This is a genomic window from Nodularia sp. UHCC 0506, from assembly GCF_034931045.1.
Lineage (GTDB): Bacteria > Cyanobacteriota > Cyanobacteriia > Cyanobacteriales > Nostocaceae > Nodularia.
In genome coordinates, this window is record NZ_JAYGHH010000001.1 from 196,870 (window position 1) to 218,564 (window position 21,695).

General features: G+C 40.0%; 19 protein-coding genes and 1 pseudogene. 13 read left to right on the top strand and 7 right to left on the bottom strand.

The features are described from left to right. A partial coding sequence (locus tag VB654_RS00920) for a S8 family serine peptidase (RefSeq protein WP_323211397.1) occupies positions 1 to 1,468 on the bottom strand: 1,468 nt, incomplete at its 3' end. Between the two features lie 109 nt (positions 1,469 to 1,577). Between VB654_RS00920 and VB654_RS00925 the strand changes: the two genes are divergently transcribed. The 6 genes from VB654_RS00925 (at position 1,578) to VB654_RS00950 (ending at position 7,238) form a co-directional block, all read left to right on the top strand. Then, positions 1,578 to 2,009 carry a hypothetical protein gene (locus VB654_RS00925; protein WP_323211399.1) on the top strand — a complete coding sequence of 144 codons (432 nt, stop codon included), beginning with the start codon at positions 1,578 to 1,580 and terminating at the stop codon, positions 2,007 to 2,009. A gap of 349 nt (positions 2,010 to 2,358) precedes the next feature. Next, positions 2,359 to 3,966: a hypothetical protein gene (locus tag VB654_RS00930; RefSeq protein ID WP_323211400.1), complete on the top strand. Its 1,608-nt coding sequence runs from the start codon at positions 2,359 to 2,361 to the stop codon at positions 3,964 to 3,966. Between the two features lie 147 nt (positions 3,967 to 4,113). Further along, a complete protein-coding gene (thiD, locus tag VB654_RS00935) occupies positions 4,114 to 4,935 on the top strand; it encodes a bifunctional hydroxymethylpyrimidine kinase/phosphomethylpyrimidine kinase (RefSeq protein WP_323211402.1) in 822 nt (273 codons plus the stop codon). Between the two features lie 76 nt (positions 4,936 to 5,011). Beyond that, entirely contained in the window at positions 5,012 to 5,608 is a 597-nt protein-coding gene (locus VB654_RS00940) for a hypothetical protein (protein ID WP_323211404.1), read from the top strand. 267 nt (positions 5,609 to 5,875) lie between these two features. Further along, positions 5,876 to 6,214 (top strand): P-II family nitrogen regulator, encoded by a 339-nt coding sequence (locus tag VB654_RS00945; RefSeq protein ID WP_006197171.1) that lies wholly within the window; start codon positions 5,876 to 5,878, stop codon positions 6,212 to 6,214. 778 nt (positions 6,215 to 6,992) lie between these two features. Next, complete coding sequence (locus tag VB654_RS00950; RefSeq protein ID WP_323211406.1) at positions 6,993 to 7,238, top strand: hypothetical protein; 246 nt, start codon at positions 6,993 to 6,995, stop codon at positions 7,236 to 7,238. A gap of 210 nt (positions 7,239 to 7,448) precedes the next feature. Here VB654_RS00950 and VB654_RS00955 read toward each other — a convergent pair whose 3' ends face one another. After that, positions 7,449 to 7,670 carry a DUF4327 family protein gene (locus VB654_RS00955; protein ID WP_323211408.1) on the bottom strand — a complete coding sequence of 74 codons (222 nt, stop codon included), beginning with the start codon at positions 7,668 to 7,670 and terminating at the stop codon, positions 7,449 to 7,451. Between the two features lie 502 nt (positions 7,671 to 8,172). Between VB654_RS00955 and VB654_RS00960 the strand changes: the two genes are divergently transcribed. Beyond that, positions 8,173 to 9,843 (top strand): DUF1565 domain-containing protein, encoded by a 1,671-nt coding sequence (locus VB654_RS00960; protein ID WP_323211409.1) that lies wholly within the window; start codon positions 8,173 to 8,175, stop codon positions 9,841 to 9,843. A gap of 125 nt (positions 9,844 to 9,968) precedes the next feature. Here VB654_RS00960 and VB654_RS00965 read toward each other — a convergent pair whose 3' ends face one another. Together VB654_RS00965 and VB654_RS00970 are read right to left on the bottom strand one after the other, a co-directional pair. Continuing rightward, positions 9,969 to 10,388 (bottom strand): DUF488 domain-containing protein, encoded by a 420-nt coding sequence (locus tag VB654_RS00965; protein ID WP_323211411.1) that lies wholly within the window; start codon positions 10,386 to 10,388, stop codon positions 9,969 to 9,971. After that, on the bottom strand, positions 10,367 to 11,206 hold the full coding sequence (locus tag VB654_RS00970) for a hypothetical protein (RefSeq protein ID WP_323211412.1): 840 nt from the start codon (positions 11,204 to 11,206) through the stop codon (positions 10,367 to 10,369). Before VB654_RS00970 ends, VB654_RS00965 begins: the two co-directional genes overlap by 22 nt. Before the next feature lie 443 nt (positions 11,207 to 11,649). Here VB654_RS00970 and VB654_RS00975 point away from each other — a divergent pair, with 443 nt between their 5' ends. Continuing rightward, entirely contained in the window at positions 11,650 to 13,089 is a 1,440-nt protein-coding gene (locus VB654_RS00975) for a HAMP domain-containing sensor histidine kinase (RefSeq protein ID WP_323211413.1), read from the top strand. Between the two features lie 18 nt (positions 13,090 to 13,107). On the opposite strand, the gene VB654_RS00980 is transcribed toward VB654_RS00975, so the two are convergent. The 3 genes from VB654_RS00980 to VB654_RS00990 form a co-directional block, all read right to left on the bottom strand. After that, positions 13,108 to 14,475, bottom strand: a complete 1,368-nt coding sequence (locus VB654_RS00980; RefSeq protein WP_323211414.1) for a DICT sensory domain-containing protein — start codon at positions 14,473 to 14,475, stop codon at positions 13,108 to 13,110. Between the two features lie 376 nt (positions 14,476 to 14,851). Beyond that, positions 14,852 to 16,342, bottom strand: coding sequence for a UDP-N-acetylmuramoyl-L-alanyl-D-glutamate--2,6-diaminopimelate ligase (locus VB654_RS00985; RefSeq protein WP_323211415.1), 1,491 nt, complete (start codon positions 16,340 to 16,342; stop codon positions 14,852 to 14,854). A gap of 52 nt (positions 16,343 to 16,394) precedes the next feature. Further along, entirely contained in the window at positions 16,395 to 16,682 is a 288-nt protein-coding gene (locus VB654_RS00990) for a glutaredoxin family protein (protein ID WP_323211416.1), read from the bottom strand. A gap of 149 nt (positions 16,683 to 16,831) precedes the next feature. Between VB654_RS00990 and VB654_RS00995 the strand changes: the two are divergent. The 5 genes and pseudogenes from VB654_RS00995 to VB654_RS01015 all read left to right on the top strand — a co-directional run. After that, a pseudogene (locus VB654_RS00995) lies at positions 16,832 to 16,996 on the top strand (Uma2 family endonuclease); the annotation flags it as partial. Positions 16,997 to 17,175: 179 nt separating this feature from the next. Then, positions 17,176 to 17,385 (top strand): hypothetical protein, encoded by a 210-nt coding sequence (locus tag VB654_RS01000; protein ID WP_323211418.1) that lies wholly within the window; start codon positions 17,176 to 17,178, stop codon positions 17,383 to 17,385. A 640-nt stretch (positions 17,386 to 18,025) separates the two neighbouring features. Then, positions 18,026 to 19,279: an exonuclease SbcCD subunit D gene (locus VB654_RS01005; RefSeq protein WP_323211420.1), complete on the top strand. Its 1,254-nt coding sequence runs from the start codon at positions 18,026 to 18,028 to the stop codon at positions 19,277 to 19,279. 164 nt (positions 19,280 to 19,443) lie between these two features. Continuing rightward, positions 19,444 to 20,880, top strand: coding sequence for an esterase/lipase family protein (locus VB654_RS01010; RefSeq protein WP_323211422.1), 1,437 nt, complete (start codon positions 19,444 to 19,446; stop codon positions 20,878 to 20,880). Positions 20,881 to 21,234: 354 nt separating this feature from the next. Continuing rightward, positions 21,235 to 21,660 (top strand): hypothetical protein, encoded by a 426-nt coding sequence (locus VB654_RS01015; protein ID WP_323211424.1) that lies wholly within the window; start codon positions 21,235 to 21,237, stop codon positions 21,658 to 21,660. Positions 21,661 to 21,695 lie beyond the last annotated feature (35 nt).

Here is a 21,695-nt window from a genome sequence, read left to right on the forward strand (position 1 = left end):
CACTGGATAAAGACCAACTCCAGGCGAAGGGGAAGTAAACCCGCAAAAACCAAGCCAGCAGATAGGAACCCAGTACCATGAGTAGTTTAGGTACTAGTGCTACTGCACCGCCATCAATCCAAAAACGGGGGTTGAGATAGCCGTTATCTCTTAACCAACGGAAGAAGTCTTGGAAACTGATTTGTCCTGTGGTGGCAAGTTTTACTGCTGCTTCGGCGTTAAGTTGTCCAGCGCCATAATAGTTGAAGCTATCTTCTTGGATAACTCGTGCTGACTGCTTGAGGACTTTTAATATTTCGTCTGGTTCTGTAACTCCAGATGCTTTAATTAATGCGGCTACACCGGCAACGTGGGGAGAAGCCATGCTTGTTCCCTGGAGTGCGAGAAATACTCCTTCACCGTTGTTGTCGGGGTCGATGGTTTCTTGGAGAATTGCACCTGCGTCGCTACCACCAGGGGCAGAAATATCTACACCTGCGCCAAAGTTGGAATAGGGGGCTTTTTCTCCGTCTGGGCCAAATGCAGAAACGCCAATTACGTGGGGGTAACGTGCGGGATAACTTGCGCCATTGGCATTTTCGTTGCCGGCTGCGGCTACAATGGTTACGCCTTTGTTGTGGGCATAGTCAATGGCTTGCTTCATTAATTGGCTTTCACCACCGCCACCTAAGCTCATATTAATTACGTCTGCACCGTTGTCAGCAGCAAATTTAATCGCTTCGGCAATATCGGCAACGGTTCCGCCACCGTAGGCGCTGAGAACTTTTAAGGGCATGAGACTGGCTTCGTAGGCAATGCCGGCTACACCATAAGTATTATTGGTGGCTTGGGCTATGGTGCCGGCGACGTGAGTACCGTGTCCGTTATCGTCTGTGGCTTCTTCGCGATCGCTGACAAAATCATACCCTTTGACAAATTTCGTGTCTACCAAGTCACGGACGCGAGTTATGCCAGTGTCAATGACAGCTACTGTTACACCACTGCCTTTGGTTTGACTCCACGCGCCTTCCATGCCGATGTTGTGTAGGTTCCACTGTTTGCTGTAAAATTGGTCGTTAGGGCCAATTAATGTGGGATTTGCTTGATTATCTGGAGATTGTAAAATATCTTCAAACCAAGTTGCTTCGGCTGGTAGAGGAATCTTTCTATAGATGTAATTTGGCTCGATTAATTGGATGAACTCGGCGAATGGAGATTTTTTCAGCTTTTTCAGTCTCTGGCGATCGCCTTCAATAATATACACATTATCTGACGCTGAAAATTTATTGTCTAATCTGGGTGTGACGTTGTATTCTTGAGCGATCGCTTGTAAGTTCTGCTGTACTACTTCGGTAGGAATATCTTGCCGAAAATCTAGCAAAATCGTCTCAAACTCGCCTTTAGCTGCTAAACCCTGACAATTCAGGAATCCCAATACAGCAGCCCCCAGCCCGATGACAAACAAGCACAATAATATAAGTCTTTTCATATTAACTGATCACCGCTTTTTGCCAGTTTGCTCACTACCATAACTTATCTTCGGGCCTCATTGGTGTACTTTGGACAAATTTTACTCAATATTTAGGACTATTTAAATAATGGAACGTGGTCTTTTATGGTTGCCTTTACTAGTTGCATTTTTCTGGTTGGCTTGGCAAGGCTCAAGGGAATACCAGAAGTTGGAAGCATATCGTGTTTGGGCAGAGCAGTTTGACAAAGCCAAGTATGATATTTATGCTGTGCTGGGTTTAAAAGATAACGATGTCACTTGGGGAAAGCCCACAACTCAAGGCCCCATTAAATTAAAAACTTTTTCTTTGCTAGACGTTAAAGATATACGTCTTTTGATAGATGATAAAGTAGTAGAATTAGAAAATTCTACTCAAAAAGGTCGAGTTATTGAGTTGGAATTTCTTTTGTCTGAATCTCAGTCGATACGCATTCCATTTACAGAAGTCCCTCTAGCGGCAAAATGGGGTAAGTATTTGCAGGGAGTTTGGCAATGTTTAAATAGGGAACAAAATCAGTAGTATTTAAAAAATCACATTTCTTAACAAACTGCAAAGTCACAGAAATATCCCCGACTTCTTGTAGACATTTTATGGGTAGCTTCCCGGAGGGTAAAAGTTGGGGATATGAAGTTTCTCAATTATAGATTAAGTAAGTTGGCGAGAATAAAGCTAATTATGTAAAGTAATGTAAAAACATGATAATTTATCTCGTAGTAAGGGCTTTAGCCCTTAATTCAGGACTTTAATCCTGACTACAAACCTTTAATTATTTATAATAACTTACTTAAAATCTGGAATATTATTAAGAATAAATGTAGTAAATTATCTAGGCAAAAACAGCAATAATCCTATAATTACAACTTTAATCATGAAATCATTTATTCCATTTTTCGGTATTATCTTACTACTCAACTCCTGTGTTTCCGTCCCTAATAGTTCTGGACAGACAGATAATGTTGTTAAACCTCAAATAGAAAATTGTCCCCAGGATACAGTTGTGACTTTACCTGTTAACCAGCCGGATAATAATTTTTATGATAGGTTTGATTACCACATTTATAATATTGTGACAGATACTGACACGGTGAATTTTCAAAGTTTAAGGCAGGATTTTATTTTTTGCCGAGGTAACAATACTTGGACAGTGCAACCAGGAACTTTATCAAAAGATTTACAGCCACCAAATAACTATACAGAATCAGTCCAAGAGTTAGTAAATCCTAGTTTAAAAAATATTGACCTTCAGGGAAAAATTTATCAGTATCGAGTTTTGAGAGAGCCTTCATTTTCTCTAGAGGATAATACCTTTATTACCAGAGAACAGGAGCCAGAACCAGCAGAAGATAAAGTTGTATTTGAGTTATTTATCCCTGATAATCAAACTTCTCAGAAAAAAACACTCTACACTCTTGAAGATTTACAAGCAGCAACAGCAGAAAGTCAATTAGGTTTTCCTCGCATTACCAGTGCGGTGACTTATGGAGAACGTATTTGGTGGACAGTGGCTTTCGAGCAAGGTGAAGGAAATAACGGCATTACTACTATTATTAGTTATGATCCACAAACTAATGAGTTTACTTTAATTCAACCAGAGGAATTAAAATTTATACAAGTTACTGATTTAACCATTACCGGAGATGTACAAAAACCAACTTTATGGATGGGGACTCAAATTAGTGGCGAAGGAAATCCCTACATTTCGGCGAAAGGACTAGTTGCTTATCGTCCTAATTGGCAAAATCCTAATTCCGGTTCTTTGACTGCATATACTGTTCACAATAGTCCTTTAGTGGGGGCAATTCCTGACAAGCTGCGGTTAGAAAATGAATTACTGTGGGTGGGTACTGCTAACGGTGTTTGTCAAGTACAATGGCAAACTGCTGATAATTATGATAGTTGGAATTGTTGGCGATTTGCAGCAATGGCTAAACTACCAACGGAGGAATTACCGCTTTACAGTGCATCGACTAATACAACTGCTGCTGCCTCTTTATCTCCTAAAAACGGCGAGGAAACTGTAGAAGTTCTGTGGTGGAGTCCGATTGATTTTCAGAGTCGTAAAGGACGTTATGAAGTGAGATATCCTCAAGGCTTGACAGCAAATTTAGATGAGGGTGCGAGTTTTGATAAATTTTCTTTATCACCAGGAAAACCACCTGTTTATTGGCCTGGTTCTGATTGGCATTGGAATGGTGGTCGCTTTGTGCGAGGATGGGATGAAGTAACTTTGAATTTATCCGGTGGTGGGCCTCAAGGCATTGGTTCTGGACTATTCCCATCGAATGCTCCCATGAATTGGTATGCCATGCGTGGCGATTTAGAGTTACTGGAGCTTTCTACAGAATCTACTACGTTAAAATATTACTCTGCTTGGGTTGATGACACTAAGCTACAACCTTATTTAACAGTAATACCGCAAAAACTAGCACAAAATCCAAAACCCAATCCTTTGGCAGCAAAAGCCCAGGAATTTTAGTAAAGTGCTGAGTATAAAGCCAATAGAGGCGGGTTCATTAAAATGATTGTTAGTAATTGAGTATATCTGTAAATCCTTGAGCTATAAGAACTGTGCTAAATCTATGAAACTACAGCACAACAGCTTACCATTTCGCCCATAATTTCTATGAACGCCGACATAACCTCTAGAGTACCTGTAGCTTTAACCATTGCTGGTTCAGATAGCGGTGGTGGTGCGGGTATTCAAGCTGATTTACGGACTTTTGCTTTTCACCGTGTCCACGGTACGAGTGCTATTACCTGTGTGACAGCACAAAATACTTTAGGAGTGGCGCGGGTTGATGCTATGCCCACTCAGGCGGTGATAGCTCAAATTCAAGCAGTGGTGGAAGATATTGGTGTACAAGCGACGAAGACTGGAATGTTGCTGAACCAGGAAATTATTTCTGCTGTCGCCCAGCAAGTGGAAGCATTACATATTAATAACCTAGTTGTTGACCCGGTGATGGTATCACGCACAGGGGCGCAATTAATTGATGATGATGCGGTAAAAACTCTGTGTCATGCCTTGTTACCTCAAGCGGCTATTGTGACACCCAATCGTTATGAAGCGCAGATTTTAAGCGGTTTAGCAATTAATACTTTAGATGAGATGCGGGCAGCAGCTCAAGTCATACACCGAAATTTGAAGGTAAAAGCTGTTTTAGTCAAAGGTGGTGGGATGCAGGGCAGTTTGCGGGGTGTTGATATCTGGTTTGATGGGCAGAAACTGGAAACTTTAATCACAAAGCAAATCGAGACAAAAAATACCCACGGTACTGGTTGTACACTATCAGCTGCGATCGCTGCAAATTTAGCTATAGGTTTGGACTTATGGCCAGCCGTACAACAGGCAAAAGAGTATGTTACTACTGCACTAACCTACGCCCTCAATATTGGTAAAGGCCAAGGGCCCGTGGGACACTTTTTTCCCCTGTTACAAAATTAACTCTGAGGAATTGTCAATACTTTGCTAATATCTCTGTACGAACTGATAAATTAAATTTTTGATACCAACTTAATCTATGCAAACAACCCCAAATTCTGTTCACCGCAGTTCAGCAAACCCACCAAATTCTACAACCCATACTACATCTGTACCATTGTATGTGTACCGAGAATTGGCCACAGAGTTACAGGCAACAAAAGCAAAATTAGATACACTCACTAGCCAAAACCACCAATTAGAACAAGAGAATCAATTACTACGCCAAGAAATTGCTAAAGTTGTGAAGTCTTTGTTACATCTGGAAAAGTTTGTAGATTCTAGTCCTAAAGCGAGTCAACCCCAAACTAACCATGCTGCTGGTGAAGCAAAAATCCCAACCACACCACCAACCACAGCAGTCCACCCACCTCAGCAAGCTTCTCGTCAGCGTCCACCCGTTGTTAAGGAAAAAAACCATCACGCGGAATTTTCCGCACCTGTAGACACAAATCACCCAATACCAGAGATATTTTTTATAGAAGAACAAGAGGTTAGCTATCATCACCCGACGGAAAAAAAAGTCAAAGAATTTAGTGGCTGGTGGTTAGCTGTTACTATCTTGTTAATCATGTTCACTGCTTTTGGAGCTGGTTATTTGATTGTGCGTCCCTTGTTTGAAAACCAAAATCGTTAGTTCACCTCACCTATGTGACTACGGTTATAAATTAGCTTGTTCTGAGCATTTATTTTTGAGTTACAAAAATTACATACAAATCTCTGCACTGAGTCAGAATTATTTTGGTCAGGGGTATACAGTTTAAAAAAGGGGCAGTTTTTATTTACATTGTTGAAACTGATTAAAATTAGCATTGGCACGCAATCTCTAATTTGAAAATATGGAGTTTTGCCCCTATCGGGTAAATTGATAAACGAAGCTATTAGTAGTTAAGGAGTCAAACTCATGAAAAAAGTAGAAGCAATTATTCGCCCATTTAAGCTTGATGAAGTGAAAATTGCTTTAGTCAACGCTGGTATTGTCGGTATGACGGTTTCTGAAGTCCGGGGGTTTGGACGGCAGAAAGGGCAAACAGAACGCTATCGCGGTTCTGAGTACACTGTTGAGTTTCTACAAAAACTGAAAGTGGAAATCGTGATTGAAGACAGTCAGGTTGATATGGTGGTGGATAAAATTATTGCTGCTGCACGCACAGGCGAAATCGGCGATGGCAAAATTTTCATCTCGCCTGTAGAGCAAGTTGTGCGTATTCGTACTGGGGAGAAGAACACAGAAGCAGTTTAAGTCTTGGGTGCTGTTCAGTAACTCTAGTTTGGCTTTGCTGATTTCAAATATGAATTTGTCGGGCTACGCCCCGCTTCTCTGAAAAAGAAGGGCAATTTTGGCATTTCATACTCTGATTCAGCAATGCCACAAATTTTTGATAAATTATCGGTGATTAGGGGGCAAGATGCCCTCTGCACAGGAAAGTTTAAAATATTTTTTATTTTTTATTTAGGGCTGGCTGAATAAATGTAAAACCCAGATAAATCAAAGGTTTGAGGCTAATAAACCCGAAAGTAGGTGCAAGGCTTTTGAAGGGTGTACCATCAAAAGTGTGAATTTTGGGTTGAATAAATCAGAAAATTTGGGAATGACAGATAACTGTTCCCTGTTCCCTATTCCCTATCCTCACAAATAACTTTTATGCCTAACGGCACGCTACGCGAACAGCAAGCCCTATTGATAAAAATTGGGATAGGAAATTTTAGAAATATTGTGTCCAAAGTAAGTAGGAAGAGAGGACAGAGTTTTAGGGCTGGTTAAAGCGGGGCAAACTTTTTTCGCATATTGTGGACATTTAACTAATGTCAAGTCTTAGTAAATAAAATTTATTTTACTACATAAAACTTCATCTCTAAATATTAAGATAATTTGCGTAATATCACTTTTTTTGTCATCTCCTCAGATTTTTTCATTACACTTGAGTTATAAATAGTTTTTTTTAATAGCTGATGGGCTGATTAATCAACAAGATTAATTTTAAATACACAGATTTTTATTATGAGGATTGTAGAATATTATGAATTACTGTCCTTGTTGTTCAAGATTACTTTTGCCGCATATACGTGTTTCAGGCCTTGCTTGGTTTTGCCGTCATTGTTGGCAAGATATGCCAGTATTTTATCTGGAAGATCCTAGTTTTCGGGAAAAGATTTTTGCTAATAAGTTATCCGAAAATATCCAGTCTAGAGATAACAATATAATTTACCCTAGTAAAGATAAAACTATCACTGGCTGGATTGGAGTACAAGATGTACCAGCCTAATAAACATCTTCACTGAATACTGATAGGGACACTTCATGAATTATCCCTATTAACTAAAATTCCCATTTCCAATATCCCAATATTGTCAGTATACGGGGATTTTAAAACTTCTATTTACGGCAATTTAGATAAAATACTATATTCTATCTAAATTGTAAAAACGCGAATTAAATTTAAAACCCCCGAATCAATTCGGAGGTTTTTTTAGAATCAATCTTCTTCCCATATTTCACTACTCAATAGGTCAATAATCCTATCTCTAAGCAAAAACTCATGCTTTTCTAGCTCCGTTTCAAACAATATCCAGTCGCGATTAGGAATGTATCTACATAGAGAATAAATTGGCTGTTGGCGGTGAAGAAGTCCCTTTTTGACAAGTTCATGAGCTTCTTCCCTAATCATCCCAATATCACATCTAACAGCAGTATCCATAGCTCATTATTTTGCTTTTGCTCAAGGAATTGATATTTAACACAATAATTTTTGGCTCTATCTTTAAGTTATCAAAAAAAATAGGGTAAATTGTGAAGAATCAAGACATTTCAATTTATGAGAGCCATTTTTCTCTAATACTTAAGTTGCAGTTGCAGAGGCGATTGGCCTTTATGAGTATAGCTTAGACAAACTCTATGTTTATACACTTTGCTCAGAATCGCATATTTAAACAGGAATTGGTATCAGTCTTTAGATAGACTCATCCAGATGTATAAACAAAGAAACTCGGCGCGGTTTTTCTCTCGAAAATATTATTCCCACAAGAGGATGCAGATTGCCAGGAATCCGATTTTTTGAAGTATCTCAAGCCAAAAATAATCCATTGAGGTAGGCTCATTTAAGTCTTAGCTTTAACGTAGGCGTAGCCCGAAATAGATATTTCTCTATATGTTAACGGTTAGCGCTAAGATAACTATGTATTTTTTTGGCAAGTATAAATATGGTACAAAGATTTTACGTAAATTCGGCATTGGGCAGTGATACCAATTCTGGTAGCCAACAAACCCCTTTCAAAACCATCACCCAAGCCCTAAAGTTGGCTACTCCTGAAACTAAAATTCAACTAGCAGATGGTAATTACAATGCCGCTAGTGGTGAAGCTTTTCCTCTCACAATTGGAGTGGGAGTAATAGTTGTAGGGAATGAAGGTAATCAGGGTAGCAGCGTATTGATTGAAGGTAGTGGTAACTATCTCAGCCGCACTTTTGCGGGTCAAAATGTTACTTTTGTGATGCTGAATGGCTCCGAACTTCGGGGGGTGACTATAACTAATCTAGCTAGTCGTGGTAGTGGAGTTTGGGCTGAGTCAAGTACTCCTACTATTGCTAATAACACTTTCACTAACTGTAAACGTGAGGGAGTATTTGCTACTGGCGATGCTAATCCAGTTATTCAAGGTAATATGTTTACTGAGAATGCAGCCAATGGAATAGCGATCGCACGCAATTCTCAAGGTAAAATTCAAGGTAACACCTGCCACAATACAGGCTTTGGCATTGCGATTAGTGATACTGCATCACCGACACTTGTAGATAATAAAATTTACGAAAACCGTTCTGGGGTTCTTGTCTCTGGTAGTGCGCTGCCTATACTGCGTAATAATCTCATTGAAAATAATACTGATGATGGTTTGACAATTATCGGTACAGCTTTACCGGATATTGGCAATGCTAATAGTCCAGGGGGCAATATTATCCGCAATAACGGTAAATTTGATGTGCAGAATGCTAGTTCCAACAGGCTGCTTTCTTTCGGAAATCAAATAGACCCCAATAAAGTGAGCGGAAATGTAGAGTTTGCAGGTATTGCTACACCCACACCAACACCGACACCAACACCAACACCCACACCGACACCAACACCGACACCCACACCGACACCCACACCGACACCCACACCCACACCCACACCCACACCCACACCCACACCCACACCAACACCGACACCGACACCCACACCGACACCCACACCGACACCCACACCCACACCGACACCGACACCCACACCCACACCGACACCCACACCAAGTCCTATAAACTTAACCGATATTGGTAATCATTGGGCGGCAGAGTTTATTCGAGAATTAGTCCAAAGAGAAATAGTTAGCGGTTTTCCCAATCGTACATTTAAACCTGATGCAACGATGACACGGGCGCAATACGCTGCATTAATGGTAAAAGCTTTCAACCCACCAGTTAAACGTACTGCGATCAAATTTAAGGATGTAGCCGAAAATTTTTGGGCATTCAAGGTAATTCAACAAGCCTATCAGGGGCAACTTCTTTCTGGTTATCCTGATAATACTTTTGGCCCTAACCAAAATATTCAACGTGTACAAGTGCTAGTATCTCTGGTGAATGGACTGGGTTTATCTGCTGATAATACAACTTTCATTAAAACTTTTGATGACCAAGTAAAAGTTCCTGGCTATGCTAAAAATGCAGTAGCAACAGCTACCCAGAAGCAATTTATTGTTAATTATCCTAATCTCAATTTACTCAATCCCACCCGCGATGCTACAAGGGCAGAGGTGGCAGTTATGGTATATCAAGCTTTAGTGGATGCTGGACGTGTAGCGGCGATTAACTCATCTTACATTGTGACTGCTTAATTCACACAATTAGCCGCAGAGTTAAAGTCTGTGGCTAATTGAACTATTTTTTAATGTGAGTCTCTGGCAAACGCAGTTTTAACTTTTATAACAATCGATACATCTACATTTCATGCCTAGTAGTGTTACTCTAGATGTTTGACGGGAATCGCTGTTAATTCTTTTAGTTTATTAGCAACTTCTGTTCTATGACAATGGCTTGCATTTTTCTCAGCACAAAGTAAGAGAATATTCCCTAATTTAGCAATTTCTGCAACTTCATCTAATTCTTTTTTTGCGGCTTCTGGGTTTTCGGGTATCCAATTTTTATTGCCTGATGTGTTACCTAATTTGGTCTTAGATATGTATTTTATATTATTTAAATGGCAGAAGTTATTAATTTTCTCACCGTACCATTGACGACTCCAAGCCCGCGTGACTTTCCTGACATCAACTACATATTCAACACTAAAGTCTTCTAAATATTTTAAAAATTCTTCATAGTTTTTGCGATTACCATATCCAAAAGTTAGTATGTATCTGTTTAAAAAATTAGATTCTTCCATTTTCTTCCTTGTGAATTTTCAAATATATTTAAAGGACAATTATTTTTTTCTAGCATTGGATAGAATAGCCCAATAATCATGAAACTATTTTTGTGATTTTTTAAATTGCCTACTATAAAGTATAAATCTTTTTTTGCTAAAAATTCGTCTTCTAATTTCTGTCTGACTTTTTCTAAGGCTTCTTGTTCTCTTTCTTTTAATGTTTTTGCCTGGGAATTGTTTTTACATTTTCTGTAAAGTTGTTGAATTTCCCAATCGCTTATTGATAGGCGATGGTTATCCCCATCTCTAGACAAAAATTCATAGCCAAATCTATATGGTATTTTTTCTATCTCTACCGAAGGCTCAAATAAATCGCCTTGGTCTAGTATGGCTTGCTGTTTTAAATTCCATTCTCTTGCCGTTTTTTCATAATAGTATTTTTTTATAGTTTGGGGTTTTATAATACCGACCGATTTTCCTTTTTCTTTGATATCTCTAAGAGATTTAAATTCTAATGGAAGAACCAATGATTTTCTTTCCTCCCAATTTTTCTTGGTATCAATTTTTCTCAGTATTTCTATTGATGAATCATTAATTCGATAACTTTCTTCCCTATAATCTTTATCATTATTTTCGATCTCAGCACTGATAATAGACCATCTTGGATAGCGTTTATCAAAATCTAATTGGCGAAAACGAATGGGGTAAATACGAATCCATTGTTGGGGGTTTTCGTTATCATCTAATAATATTCCTGCGGTGCATACAGTTTCACGGTATTTTGTACTAATTGAAGGATATGTTTTGGTGGCAATTAAAATTTTTCTTCTTTCCATATTTGCCGGTTTACTGCAATCTACACCATTATGAAATATAACACCTCTTGTTATACACGCGCTAACCCGACCAACGAGGGAACTTTCCCGGAGCTTAACATCTGTGTAATGTGGCAAAGGTATTGATATAGAAACCGCTTATTCTAAATGTATGGATCTTGATTGCTATCGATATGCTCATGATCAGTAAGGGTGGGATAGTAAATCAAATAGTCATTCATCTTAAGTCCTGATTCCTGCGGTTTGCTTGCAGCAGCCCTCAATCGCATCCCGATGCCAACTCCTGAGTTATGCTCGATTTAAACTATTAACAGGGGAAATTGCACCTATCTTGTTCGGTTCTACCACTGTCGCCAGTACACAAAAGAATATAACCTGATATGTAGTAGTTAAATACTTAATTTAAACGCTGCTGTCGCTCTTCAATCTAGGGGTGAGTACCTGTGTATCAATGGATATTGCCAAGTCTCAGTGAAATTTTAGCCGCAAGTGAAGCAGCTACGGCTAAATGCTCACCAATAAAAGCAGAGCGACAATGGCGCGTCAGTTTAGCAGCGACAGAACAACTGCTAATCAAAACTTTAGTAGCTACGTCACCTGAGATCACCAAAGGATTAGTGTTAGCTGCACCCGCACCTCTATTTAGTCAGCCAACATTAACTCAAAGCTTGCAAACCGTCACTTTTACGGCAAAACCATTTAACCCCCTAGCACTGATGCCATTTCAAATGCCTACTGCGATCGCAGCAGCAGATCAAGAAGTGGTTCCTCACGAGTCAGTGTTACCTTTACTACCAGCAGATCCACTGGCGACAGAACGTTTTTGCTTGGTATTCACAGACAAATTTAGATTAGTTCTAGTTTTAAAAGAAGATAAAAGCGGTAACAAAGCATTTAAATTTTCCTTTGATCCAGAAGTAGTACAGCAAGCCTGGCGATCGCTTGGTGCAAGAGTCATGCTAACTAATCCAGAATTGTTCGCGGAACTGGATACATTAATACAAAACTATGCTCCCGTAGCACCAGATTACCGCACTGTAATTCACTTTAGCCAGTTGTTGCTTCAGGAATTAACAGAGCCAGACGCGATTAAGGAACCATCAGAAAGCGCTGGAGACTGCAAACCCAAGAGAGAACCTCAGCCACCATCCCCAGTTCCTGATGTAGAATTACTCCAAGCTTTTGCTCACGAAGTTCGTACACCCTTAACCACAATTCGCACATTGACTCGCCTATTATTGAAACGGCGAGATTTACCTCCTAACGTCAATAATCGGTTAGAAATTATTGATCATGAGTGTACCGAACAAATTGACCGGATGGAGTTACTGTTTAAAGCCGCAGAATTAGAAATTTGTCCCTTGGTGAAATCTCCAAATACTCAACTTACAGCAATGTCGTTAGATCAGGTGTTGCGGCAGAGCGTCCCCCGTTGGCAACAAGCGGCACAACGACGAAATTTGACGTTAGATGTGGTTTTACCCCAACAACTGCCTACAGTGGTCAGTAACCCCAATATGCTGGATCAGGTACTCACCGGGTTGATGGAAAATTTCACTCGCAGTTTACCTCCAGGGAGTCATATTCAAGTGCAGGTGATTCCGGCTGGCGACCAACTCAAGTTACAATTATCACCTCAATTCCATTGCCAAGGCAATAGCCCAGCCAGTGCAAATGTCACGCCACCAATTCGCAAAGCCCTTGGGCAATTGCTGATGTTTCAACCAGAAACAGGTACGATTAGTTTAAATCTTGCGGCAACTAAGCATCTATTTCAGGCTATTGGCGGCAAACTAATTGTGCGTCAACGCCAACATTATGGAGAAGTTTTAACTATTTTCTTACCTTTGGAAGTTACCAGTAAGCAAAAATTAAAGCTGTAATTGGGATTATACTCAGTTTCAGCAAGCCCTCGGTAGTTGTACTATAAAGGTAGACCCTTGGTTTAGCCTACTTTTAACATAAATAGAACCACCACAACGCGACAACAAACGTTTGACGATGGTTAACCCCAATCCAGCGCCACCTAAATCTTCGGTGACTCCCGAACGGACTCGATAAAAGCAGTCAAAGATATTGGAAATCTCATTTTCACTAATACCTATACCTGTATCACGAAATTCTAACTGCACATAATTGCTTTGAATACGCGTTTTTACACAGACTTGACCACCATTGGGGGTAAATTTAATACTATTCTGCAACAAAATTATTACTATCTGTTTCACTCCACCAATTACACACCAAACATCTGGTAATTCAGGGGATATTGTACAAGATAGGATAATGCCTTTTTCTTGGGCTACGGGCTGGTAAGTGCTGACTACCCCAGGCACAATATCCGCAAGGTTAATCAATTCTAAAGCTTTCTTTTCCAAATTATACTCCAGATCCACTAAATCCAGTAAACCTGTAATCAGATTACTTTGGCGATCGCACTGGGTCTTGAGCATCTGTAAATAACGTTGTCGCTGTAGAGGTTTAATATTAGGCGAATTCAACAACGACAGGGCTGTTTTCATCTGTGTTAAGGGTGTACGTAATTCATGGCATACATTTTTAAAGTATTCATCCTGTCTTTGCTCTTTATTCTGTAACTTTTGATTTTGCTGCTGTAATTGCACAATGCGTTTATTCGAGATGTGGCGATTAATTTCATTCTGTCGCTGGATTTGTCTGGACAACAGCTGACTGATGATTGCTGGCTCGGATACACTGGGGTAAATAAAATCAGTAGATGCGTTTAGGGCTGATTTTCGGACAGTCGCTTGTTGGATGCCATCTAATACTGGTTGGATGACTTTGCTATCAATAGTAGTCATAGCCAGCATTGGCGGGTTTTGCTGGGTTTTGCTGATTCTTAATGGTCGATGTGCCACAATTAAACTACAAAACTGCGGCGACAACACCATCAAAAAATATTCGCGCCGCAATTGCTTGTTTGGTAATAACTGTACGCAGATATGGTGAGGTGAGGAAGTAATTTCTTTTGGATCTTCGACTTGTTCGTTTTCTTTGATCTGGCAGTTATAGATTGTCCCAGATGTACCGATGAAAGATTGATAACGTAATAATTCTGATTGCCAAATTTTTCCCGGTGGCAGTTTAACCCAAAAAGTTGCCGTGATCTGTTGTGAAATTAGTAAGTCTATTTGTGACCTCACCAGTGATAGCAGTGTAGCAGGATTGAGAGGCAATGGTTCAGGAGGCGTTTGCACTTCCAAAGCCAGCCGATAAACGGACAAATCCTTACGCTGAAAATCATTCATGAGTCAAGCACAACCAGGAACAGACAAAAATAAATAAATATAAGAAGAATGTGGAAAACTCCACCAGAAACAGCAATTTAGTTGCGCGTTTCGTACTTGAGGCATTGTATGAAAGTTAACAACATTATTGAGGATGCATTGATTACTCTAACACGGGAACAGCTTTCGCGTAGTGTACCAGAGGTTTAACAACTCAAAAGTAACGGGTAAATAAATCTCTCAATTTTTCTGCTTTCTTTCCTTCTTTGCACTCTTTGTATCCTTTGTGATTCTTTCCTTGATCCGTAAATTTGACAGACTACTAGAGGTTTGCCAAGGCTTGAGTTTAGCTAGTAGAGACACGAGTGGTATTTCTACCAGCTAAAGAAGTACAGGATTAACTTTGGGTTTTTAGTCTTGCGTGTAAAGCGTCTTTGGCGTGTTCTCGGTCGTCAAAATGAATTTTTTCAGTGCCGAGAATTTGGTAATCTTCGTGACCTTTACCAGCCAATAACACCCCATCACCGGGTTGTGCTTGTAAAATTGCTGTTTGGATAGCGATCGCGCGATCGCAGATCACTGTAGGTTGAACAGTATCGGGAATTCCTGCCAAAACATCTTGTAAAATCCGTTCTGGGTCTTCAGTCCGGGGATTGTCTGATGTCACCACCGCGATATCGGCTAACTCAGCTGCAATTTTACCCATTTTGGGGCGCTTAGTGCGATCGCGATCGCCACCACAGCCAAACACACAAATCATCTTTCCGGGAATAAACGGCCGTGCAGCTTTGAGCAAATTCTCTAAACTGTCAGGAGTATGGGCATAATCCACAATTACACTGATTTCTTGCTCAGGATTAATTTGTACCCGTTCCATCCGTCCAGGAACCCCAGGAAACTCAGGTATAGCCGCCGCCACCAACTGCAAATCTAGTCCCAAATGTAAAACCGCACCCACAGCCGCCAAGAGATTTTCTAAATTATACTGCCCAACCAGGGGAGAACGAAAAGCCACATCACCCTTTGGTGTATGTAACATCCCATTCACCCCATTCGGTTCATAACTTAAATCACTCATCCACAAATCAGCACTGTGATTATTAACGCTGTAACTCCAAACCCGTTCGGAACTTAAAGAGGCAATTAAGCGCTGACCGTAGGCATCATCAGCATTAATTATCGCCCGTCCCTTGAGATAATTAGGACTAAATAATAATGCTTTAGCATTAAAATAATCCTCCATATCTCTGTGATAGTCGAGATGGTCTTGAGTCAGATTACTAAACACCCCCACCTCAAACTCACACCCCAAAACTCGACCTTGCGCCAAAGCATGAGAACTAACTTCCATCGCCCCAAACTCACAACCAGCATTTACAGCTTCAGCTAGTTGCTGTTGTAATTCCACAGCAAAGGGCGTAGTGTGGACGGCAGTTTGTTCAAAACCAGGCCAACGAGTGTAGAGAGTTCCCATCAAAGCCGTAGATAGATTGGCTTTAGTCAGCAGAAATTCAATTAAATGAGTAGTGGTAGTTTTACCATTAGTCCCAGTTACACCCACCAGCTTGAGTTTTTTCCCCGGATAACCGTAAAAAGCACTTGCTAATTGGGCGCAGGCCTGAGTCATATCCGCCGCACTCACAACCACAGATGAATCAGTAGGGGGATTTTTCTGTATAGCCTCCAGTGAAACAATCGCCGCCACAGCACCCAATGCGATCGCACTTGGCCAAAAATCCCCCCCATCTACCCGCGTTCCAGGCATTCCAATAAACAAATCACCCACACCGCAAGCATGAGAATTCGTCTTCAAACCCTTGATTTCCGCATCCGCCACAGCCGAATAATTAACAGAATCGACAGCCGCTAGTAATTCCCGCAATTTCATTTAGTGAACCTCGCCACAAAAATCTCTTGCGATTATTCTGCATTATTTTTTCCTAATTGGATAAATACTTAGCCAACAATTGCGTCAACTGCTGCACACTAGCACGAGGAGAAGGACGTGGCAAACGCTTTTCAATCCCCTCCCCCTCTGCGTCCTCTGCGCCTCTGTGGTTAGATAAACAAATTACCGGCACCTCATACTGATAAGCCAAAAACCAATCTTCACGAGTCGTAATATCCCGAACTTCCAAATCAAAACTGAGATTTTGGACTTGTTCTAACTTCTCCTGTAAACCCTCACACAAATGACATCCCGGCTTGCTGTATAAAATTAGGCGCATTTTCTCAATACATTACATTGATAGCTACCTTAAACTCTATCAAAATAGAGACAAACCTACGGTAAGCTACGCTAATGTTATGACTCAACTTACAGTCCAAGAATTCTTATCTCTACCAGAAGGAGATATCACTTTTGAATTAATTGATTGTGATGAGAGTTTGGGTTGTGGATGCCAGAGCGAAAACCGTGACAATATTTTATTCTGATACCCGACCGCAAACAAAAACTGGTACAGATAGTTTAGCAGATTCTCTATTAGAAGGGTTACAAATTACACCCCAACAAATCTTTGCACAGGCGGGAATTCCTTAGCGATCGCTGTAAAATAAAATTTGACAAATTTGAGTCAATAAAGTGTATGATGTATATTTTAAATTTCAACTACGCGAGATTATATATACTATGTTTACTGTGTAGATGTAAGAGTGCCAAAAAAGTCACGCCTTACCCCTATATCTAAAACTAGGAGTTTCTTTGGTGCGGAGGTTCTCATGATTTCTCAAGATTACAACTCAATTGATACTGTAGATGAAATAGTCAGAAAAATTAGAATAAAAGAAAGTCAATTGCAACTCGCCCAAACATCTAATATGGTTTACACATCTGAAGTATTAAAGAATCAAATATTAGAATTACAGAATCAATTATCAGAGTCACAAGACCCAGAAATTCACGCATTGATGAGTTTATTAGACGATTAAAAATTCAACTTGCGATTTATCGGTTTTGCGTTGCGAACCCAACTATAAATTAACACCAGTGTAAAACTGAATTCAACAACAATACATTTGTTGGCGATCGCCTAATTATATTATTTTGTAAAGCATTAGTATTAAGAAATGTAAAAACCCCACTCAGAATTGAGCAGGGCTTGATCAATTTTATTTGCTAAAGTTTACAGTTCTGAAGCTTAGAACATATTCATGATGACGATAACACTAATGCTGGTCAACATGATTAAACCACCCATAATCATAGATTGGCCGAATTGATTAGTCAGATTTGAATTATTCATTTTTTGTAAAATCCGTTATTTTTTATGATTCTCTTAACTTATCAGGAACCCCATAAATAGATATAAAACTAGTGTAAAACTTAAAATATCGTTAATTTTCTTCGTAAAAATCAGAGTATTTGCTCAAAAATTCGTTATCAATCTCCTAGAGTGCTAAAACTTGACCGTAACCCTTGTATAATTACTGTTGACCAGTATGTATATCAACTTCGTTTTGAGATATTGGCAAAAAAATGCTAGGTCATTTCCAGGTAATTGTGACAAAGTTTGAATTCCGTCCATGTCTATTAGTATGTTAGACAAAGGTCAACTGACACCTGAGAAATATGATTAAAATCCTGCATCTCTCCGATATTCATATAGGAAGCGGTTTCTCCCACGGGCGCATGAATCCCGTGACAGGTCTAAATACACGATTGGAGGATTTTGTCAAGACATTATCTCGATGTATTGACCGGGCGTTAGAAGATACGGTGGATTTAGTGATATTTGGTGGTGATGCCTTTCCAGATGCTACACCACCGCCTTATGTGCAAGAAGCCTTTGCTAGTCAATTTCGCCGGCTTGTGGATGCAGATATTCCCACAGTGCTGTTAGTTGGGAACCATGACCAACATTCTCAAGGAACGGGAGGAGCGAGTTTAAATATTTACCGCACCTTGGGAGTTAGGGGTTTTGTTGTGGGTGACACTGTAACCACTCACAGTATTGAAACTCGTCATGGCAAAGTGCAAGTAATTACTTTACCTTGGCTGACCCGTTCGACTTTGATGACTCGTCAGGAAACCGAAAAGTCGTCTTTGGCTGAAGTGAATGAATTATTAACAGAACGTTTAAAAGTGGTTTTAGAAGGAGAAATTCGCCGTCTTGACCCTGATGTACCAACGGTGCTTTTGGCTCACTTGATGGCTGATAATGCAACTTTAGGAGCCGAGCGTTTTTTAGCAGTGGGTAAGGGTTTTACTTTACCTCTATCTTTGCTGACGCGACCTTGTTTTGATTATGTGGCATTAGGACACGTCCACCGTCACCAGAATTTAAATAAATCGAATAACCCGCCGGTGATTTATCCCGGAAGCATTGAACGGGTTGATTTTAGCGAGGAAAAAGAAGATAAAGGCTATGTGATGATAGAACTGGAGCGAGGCAGCGTTCATTGGGAATTTTGCCCTTTACCTGTTCGGACTTTCCGCACTATAGAAGTGGATATATCTCAAGCCGAAGATCCACAAGCTGCTTTAATGAAAGCGATCGCTAAACATAATATTGAAGATGCTGTAGTGCGATTAATTTATAAACTCCGTTCCGAACAGATGGATATAATTGATAGCGCTTCTATCCATACAGCCTTAACTCCAGCGCACACTTACACCATTCAAGCAGAATTAGTCAGCCAGTTGGCTCGCCCCAGAATTCCCGAATTGACGGCCAGCAGCAGTATTGACCCCAGGTCAGCGCTTAAAACCTACTTGAATAATCGGGAAGATTTGAAGGATATCGCCGCATCTATGTTGGAAGCAGCTGAGAAGTTACTTGCAGATGATGTGGAAGTTTGCTTGGAAGGGGCGACGCTGGAATAGTGCTTAAAACCTTGACGATATATATCCCCGACTTCTTAGAGAAGTCGGGGGTCTGGATATTTACCTAAATAATACAAATCATAACAAATTCTGCTCAAAAAATATATCTTCTGGTAGTTTTTAATTGCAACTGCGGCTGAAAGCTAAATTTAACTTTAAAAGAAATGAAATATTTACCAATCATCTATGTGCGTGGATATGCTGGCTCAGATAGAAACGTTGAGGAAACAGTTGAAGATCCGTTTTATGGATTTAATCATGGCTCGGCACATATTCGGGTGGGTGTGCAAGGAAATCCAGAGCAGTTTTTTTTCGAGAGTCCACTGTTACGGCTAATAACTGATCACGGTTATCGTCCTGTTTTTGATCATCATAATCAGCAGTTGAGCAATAACCCAAAATCTATTTGGATCTATAGATTTTATGATGAAACCACCGAAAGTTTTGGTTCTCAGACAGCTATCAGATTGACAATAGAGCAAATTGCCGAGCGTTTAAGAGACTTGATCAACACTGTAAAATCTAAGACGGGTGCTAATAAAGTTTACTTAATTGCCCACTCTATGGGGGGTCTTGTTTGTCGCAGTCTCATGCAAAAGATTTATCCCGAAAATAACGAGAAAGCTATTGATCATGTTGATAAGTTATTTACTTATGGTACACCTCATGGCGGCATTCATTTTCAACTCGGTGGTGGCGTACTGGAAAAAATTAGAGACACACTCAAATTAAATAATAGTGATGACTTTGGCCCCCGACGGATGTATGAATATTTAACGCCTAAACCACAGCAAAAAATTTTATTACCTGAAAATTTTGATGCCCAAAGCCTTGATAATGCTTTTCCCACAGACCGAGTTTTTTGTATTATTGGTACAAATGCCCATGATTATGATGTAGCTTTTGGTGCTGCACAGAAGACTGTCGGGCCTCAGAGTGATGGTCTAGTTCAGATTGAAAAAGCCTATGTTAAAGGATCGCATCGCGCCTATATTTATCGGACTCATGGTGGGCGTTATGGAATGGTCAACTCGGAAGAAGCTTATCAAAATCTGCAACGATTTTTATTTGGTGATATTAAAGTAAAACTATCTCTGAATCAGGTCGCATTAAGCGATCGCAAAGATACTTTTTATCAAATGGAAGTCCGGTCTGCTTTGCGTGGTCTTCCTGTTGCTATACATGAACAAAGTATCGATCATTATTGTCCCATTACACTAGAGTTAACCAGAGGAACACCCATCCCATTATTTACAGCTTTCATGGTTCCCAGTTACTCAGTTAGTGGTGATAGTACGTGCAGATATGCGATTAAATTAGCTTTACATTCCTTTGTCAAAAAAGAGCGAGACTGGTTATTTGGTAGCCATATTGATCAATTACCTCTTTGGTCTGACTATCTCATCGTCGATGTCACTGTTTTAGATGGTGTATATGAGGCGAAGTACACCTGGAATTATGAAAGCGAAGAACCGCACATTCCCATAACCCCTAATCCTAGTGCAGATGGTTTTATCGCTAATATTGCCTTACCGGAACGAGGGAAAAAGATTTTGGGGAATGAAGCAACAGTTCATTTGGAAATTTTTTCTTGGAATTAGGAAATGGGGGAATAAGTCAAAGTACATTAAGTAATGTAAAAATATTGAGATTGTTTCGTAGTGAGGGCTACAGCCCTCAAATAAGGACTAAAGTCCTTACTACAAACATTGAATTATTCCTGCTGCTCTACTTAGTTCAACGAATAGAGGCGGATTGAGAGATATAATTCGTGATTAACCAACATATTTGTCAACCCTCCCCTACAACTAGACGAATTGCGGTATCTCACCCAGAGGTGGTTCTCTCTAAGAGCGTTAACTTTTGGTATGCCCTACCGTAGTAAAGTAAATTTACCACTACTCAAACTTATCAGTACGGTGCTAGGCTAGTGTATTCTTATAAACATGAGTTAAATGACTAACTTAATACCAGCAACTTTAATCACTACAGCTTTACTATTAACATCAACTAATGCTTCACAAGTCACCCTAGCTGGAACCTGTGCTTCTAACTGTGGCCTGCGTCCTATACAGTTTAAGCCTGGTCAATTCATTAGAGTTCAAGTTGTTAATCGTACTCCCCGTTTACTTAAATTACAAAAACTTGCCGCTACTGATATTATTTCTCTGCAACCGGGAAAGGAATTAATATTGGAACATGGACACGGAACACAACCAAATATTTCTTTGATTTTTTGGGATGATACAGGCTTATCCATAAAAGCGAATGTCTCGAAACCTAACTTTGGCACATTACATCTGGAATTACGTCCTAATGAGAGTTTCCCAGGCGATCGCTCTGTGTATATCCTGAATGATGGTCGGGTTGATGTGTTTTAAGGTGAACGCCCCAGAAGGGGAAGTCAAAAGTATTA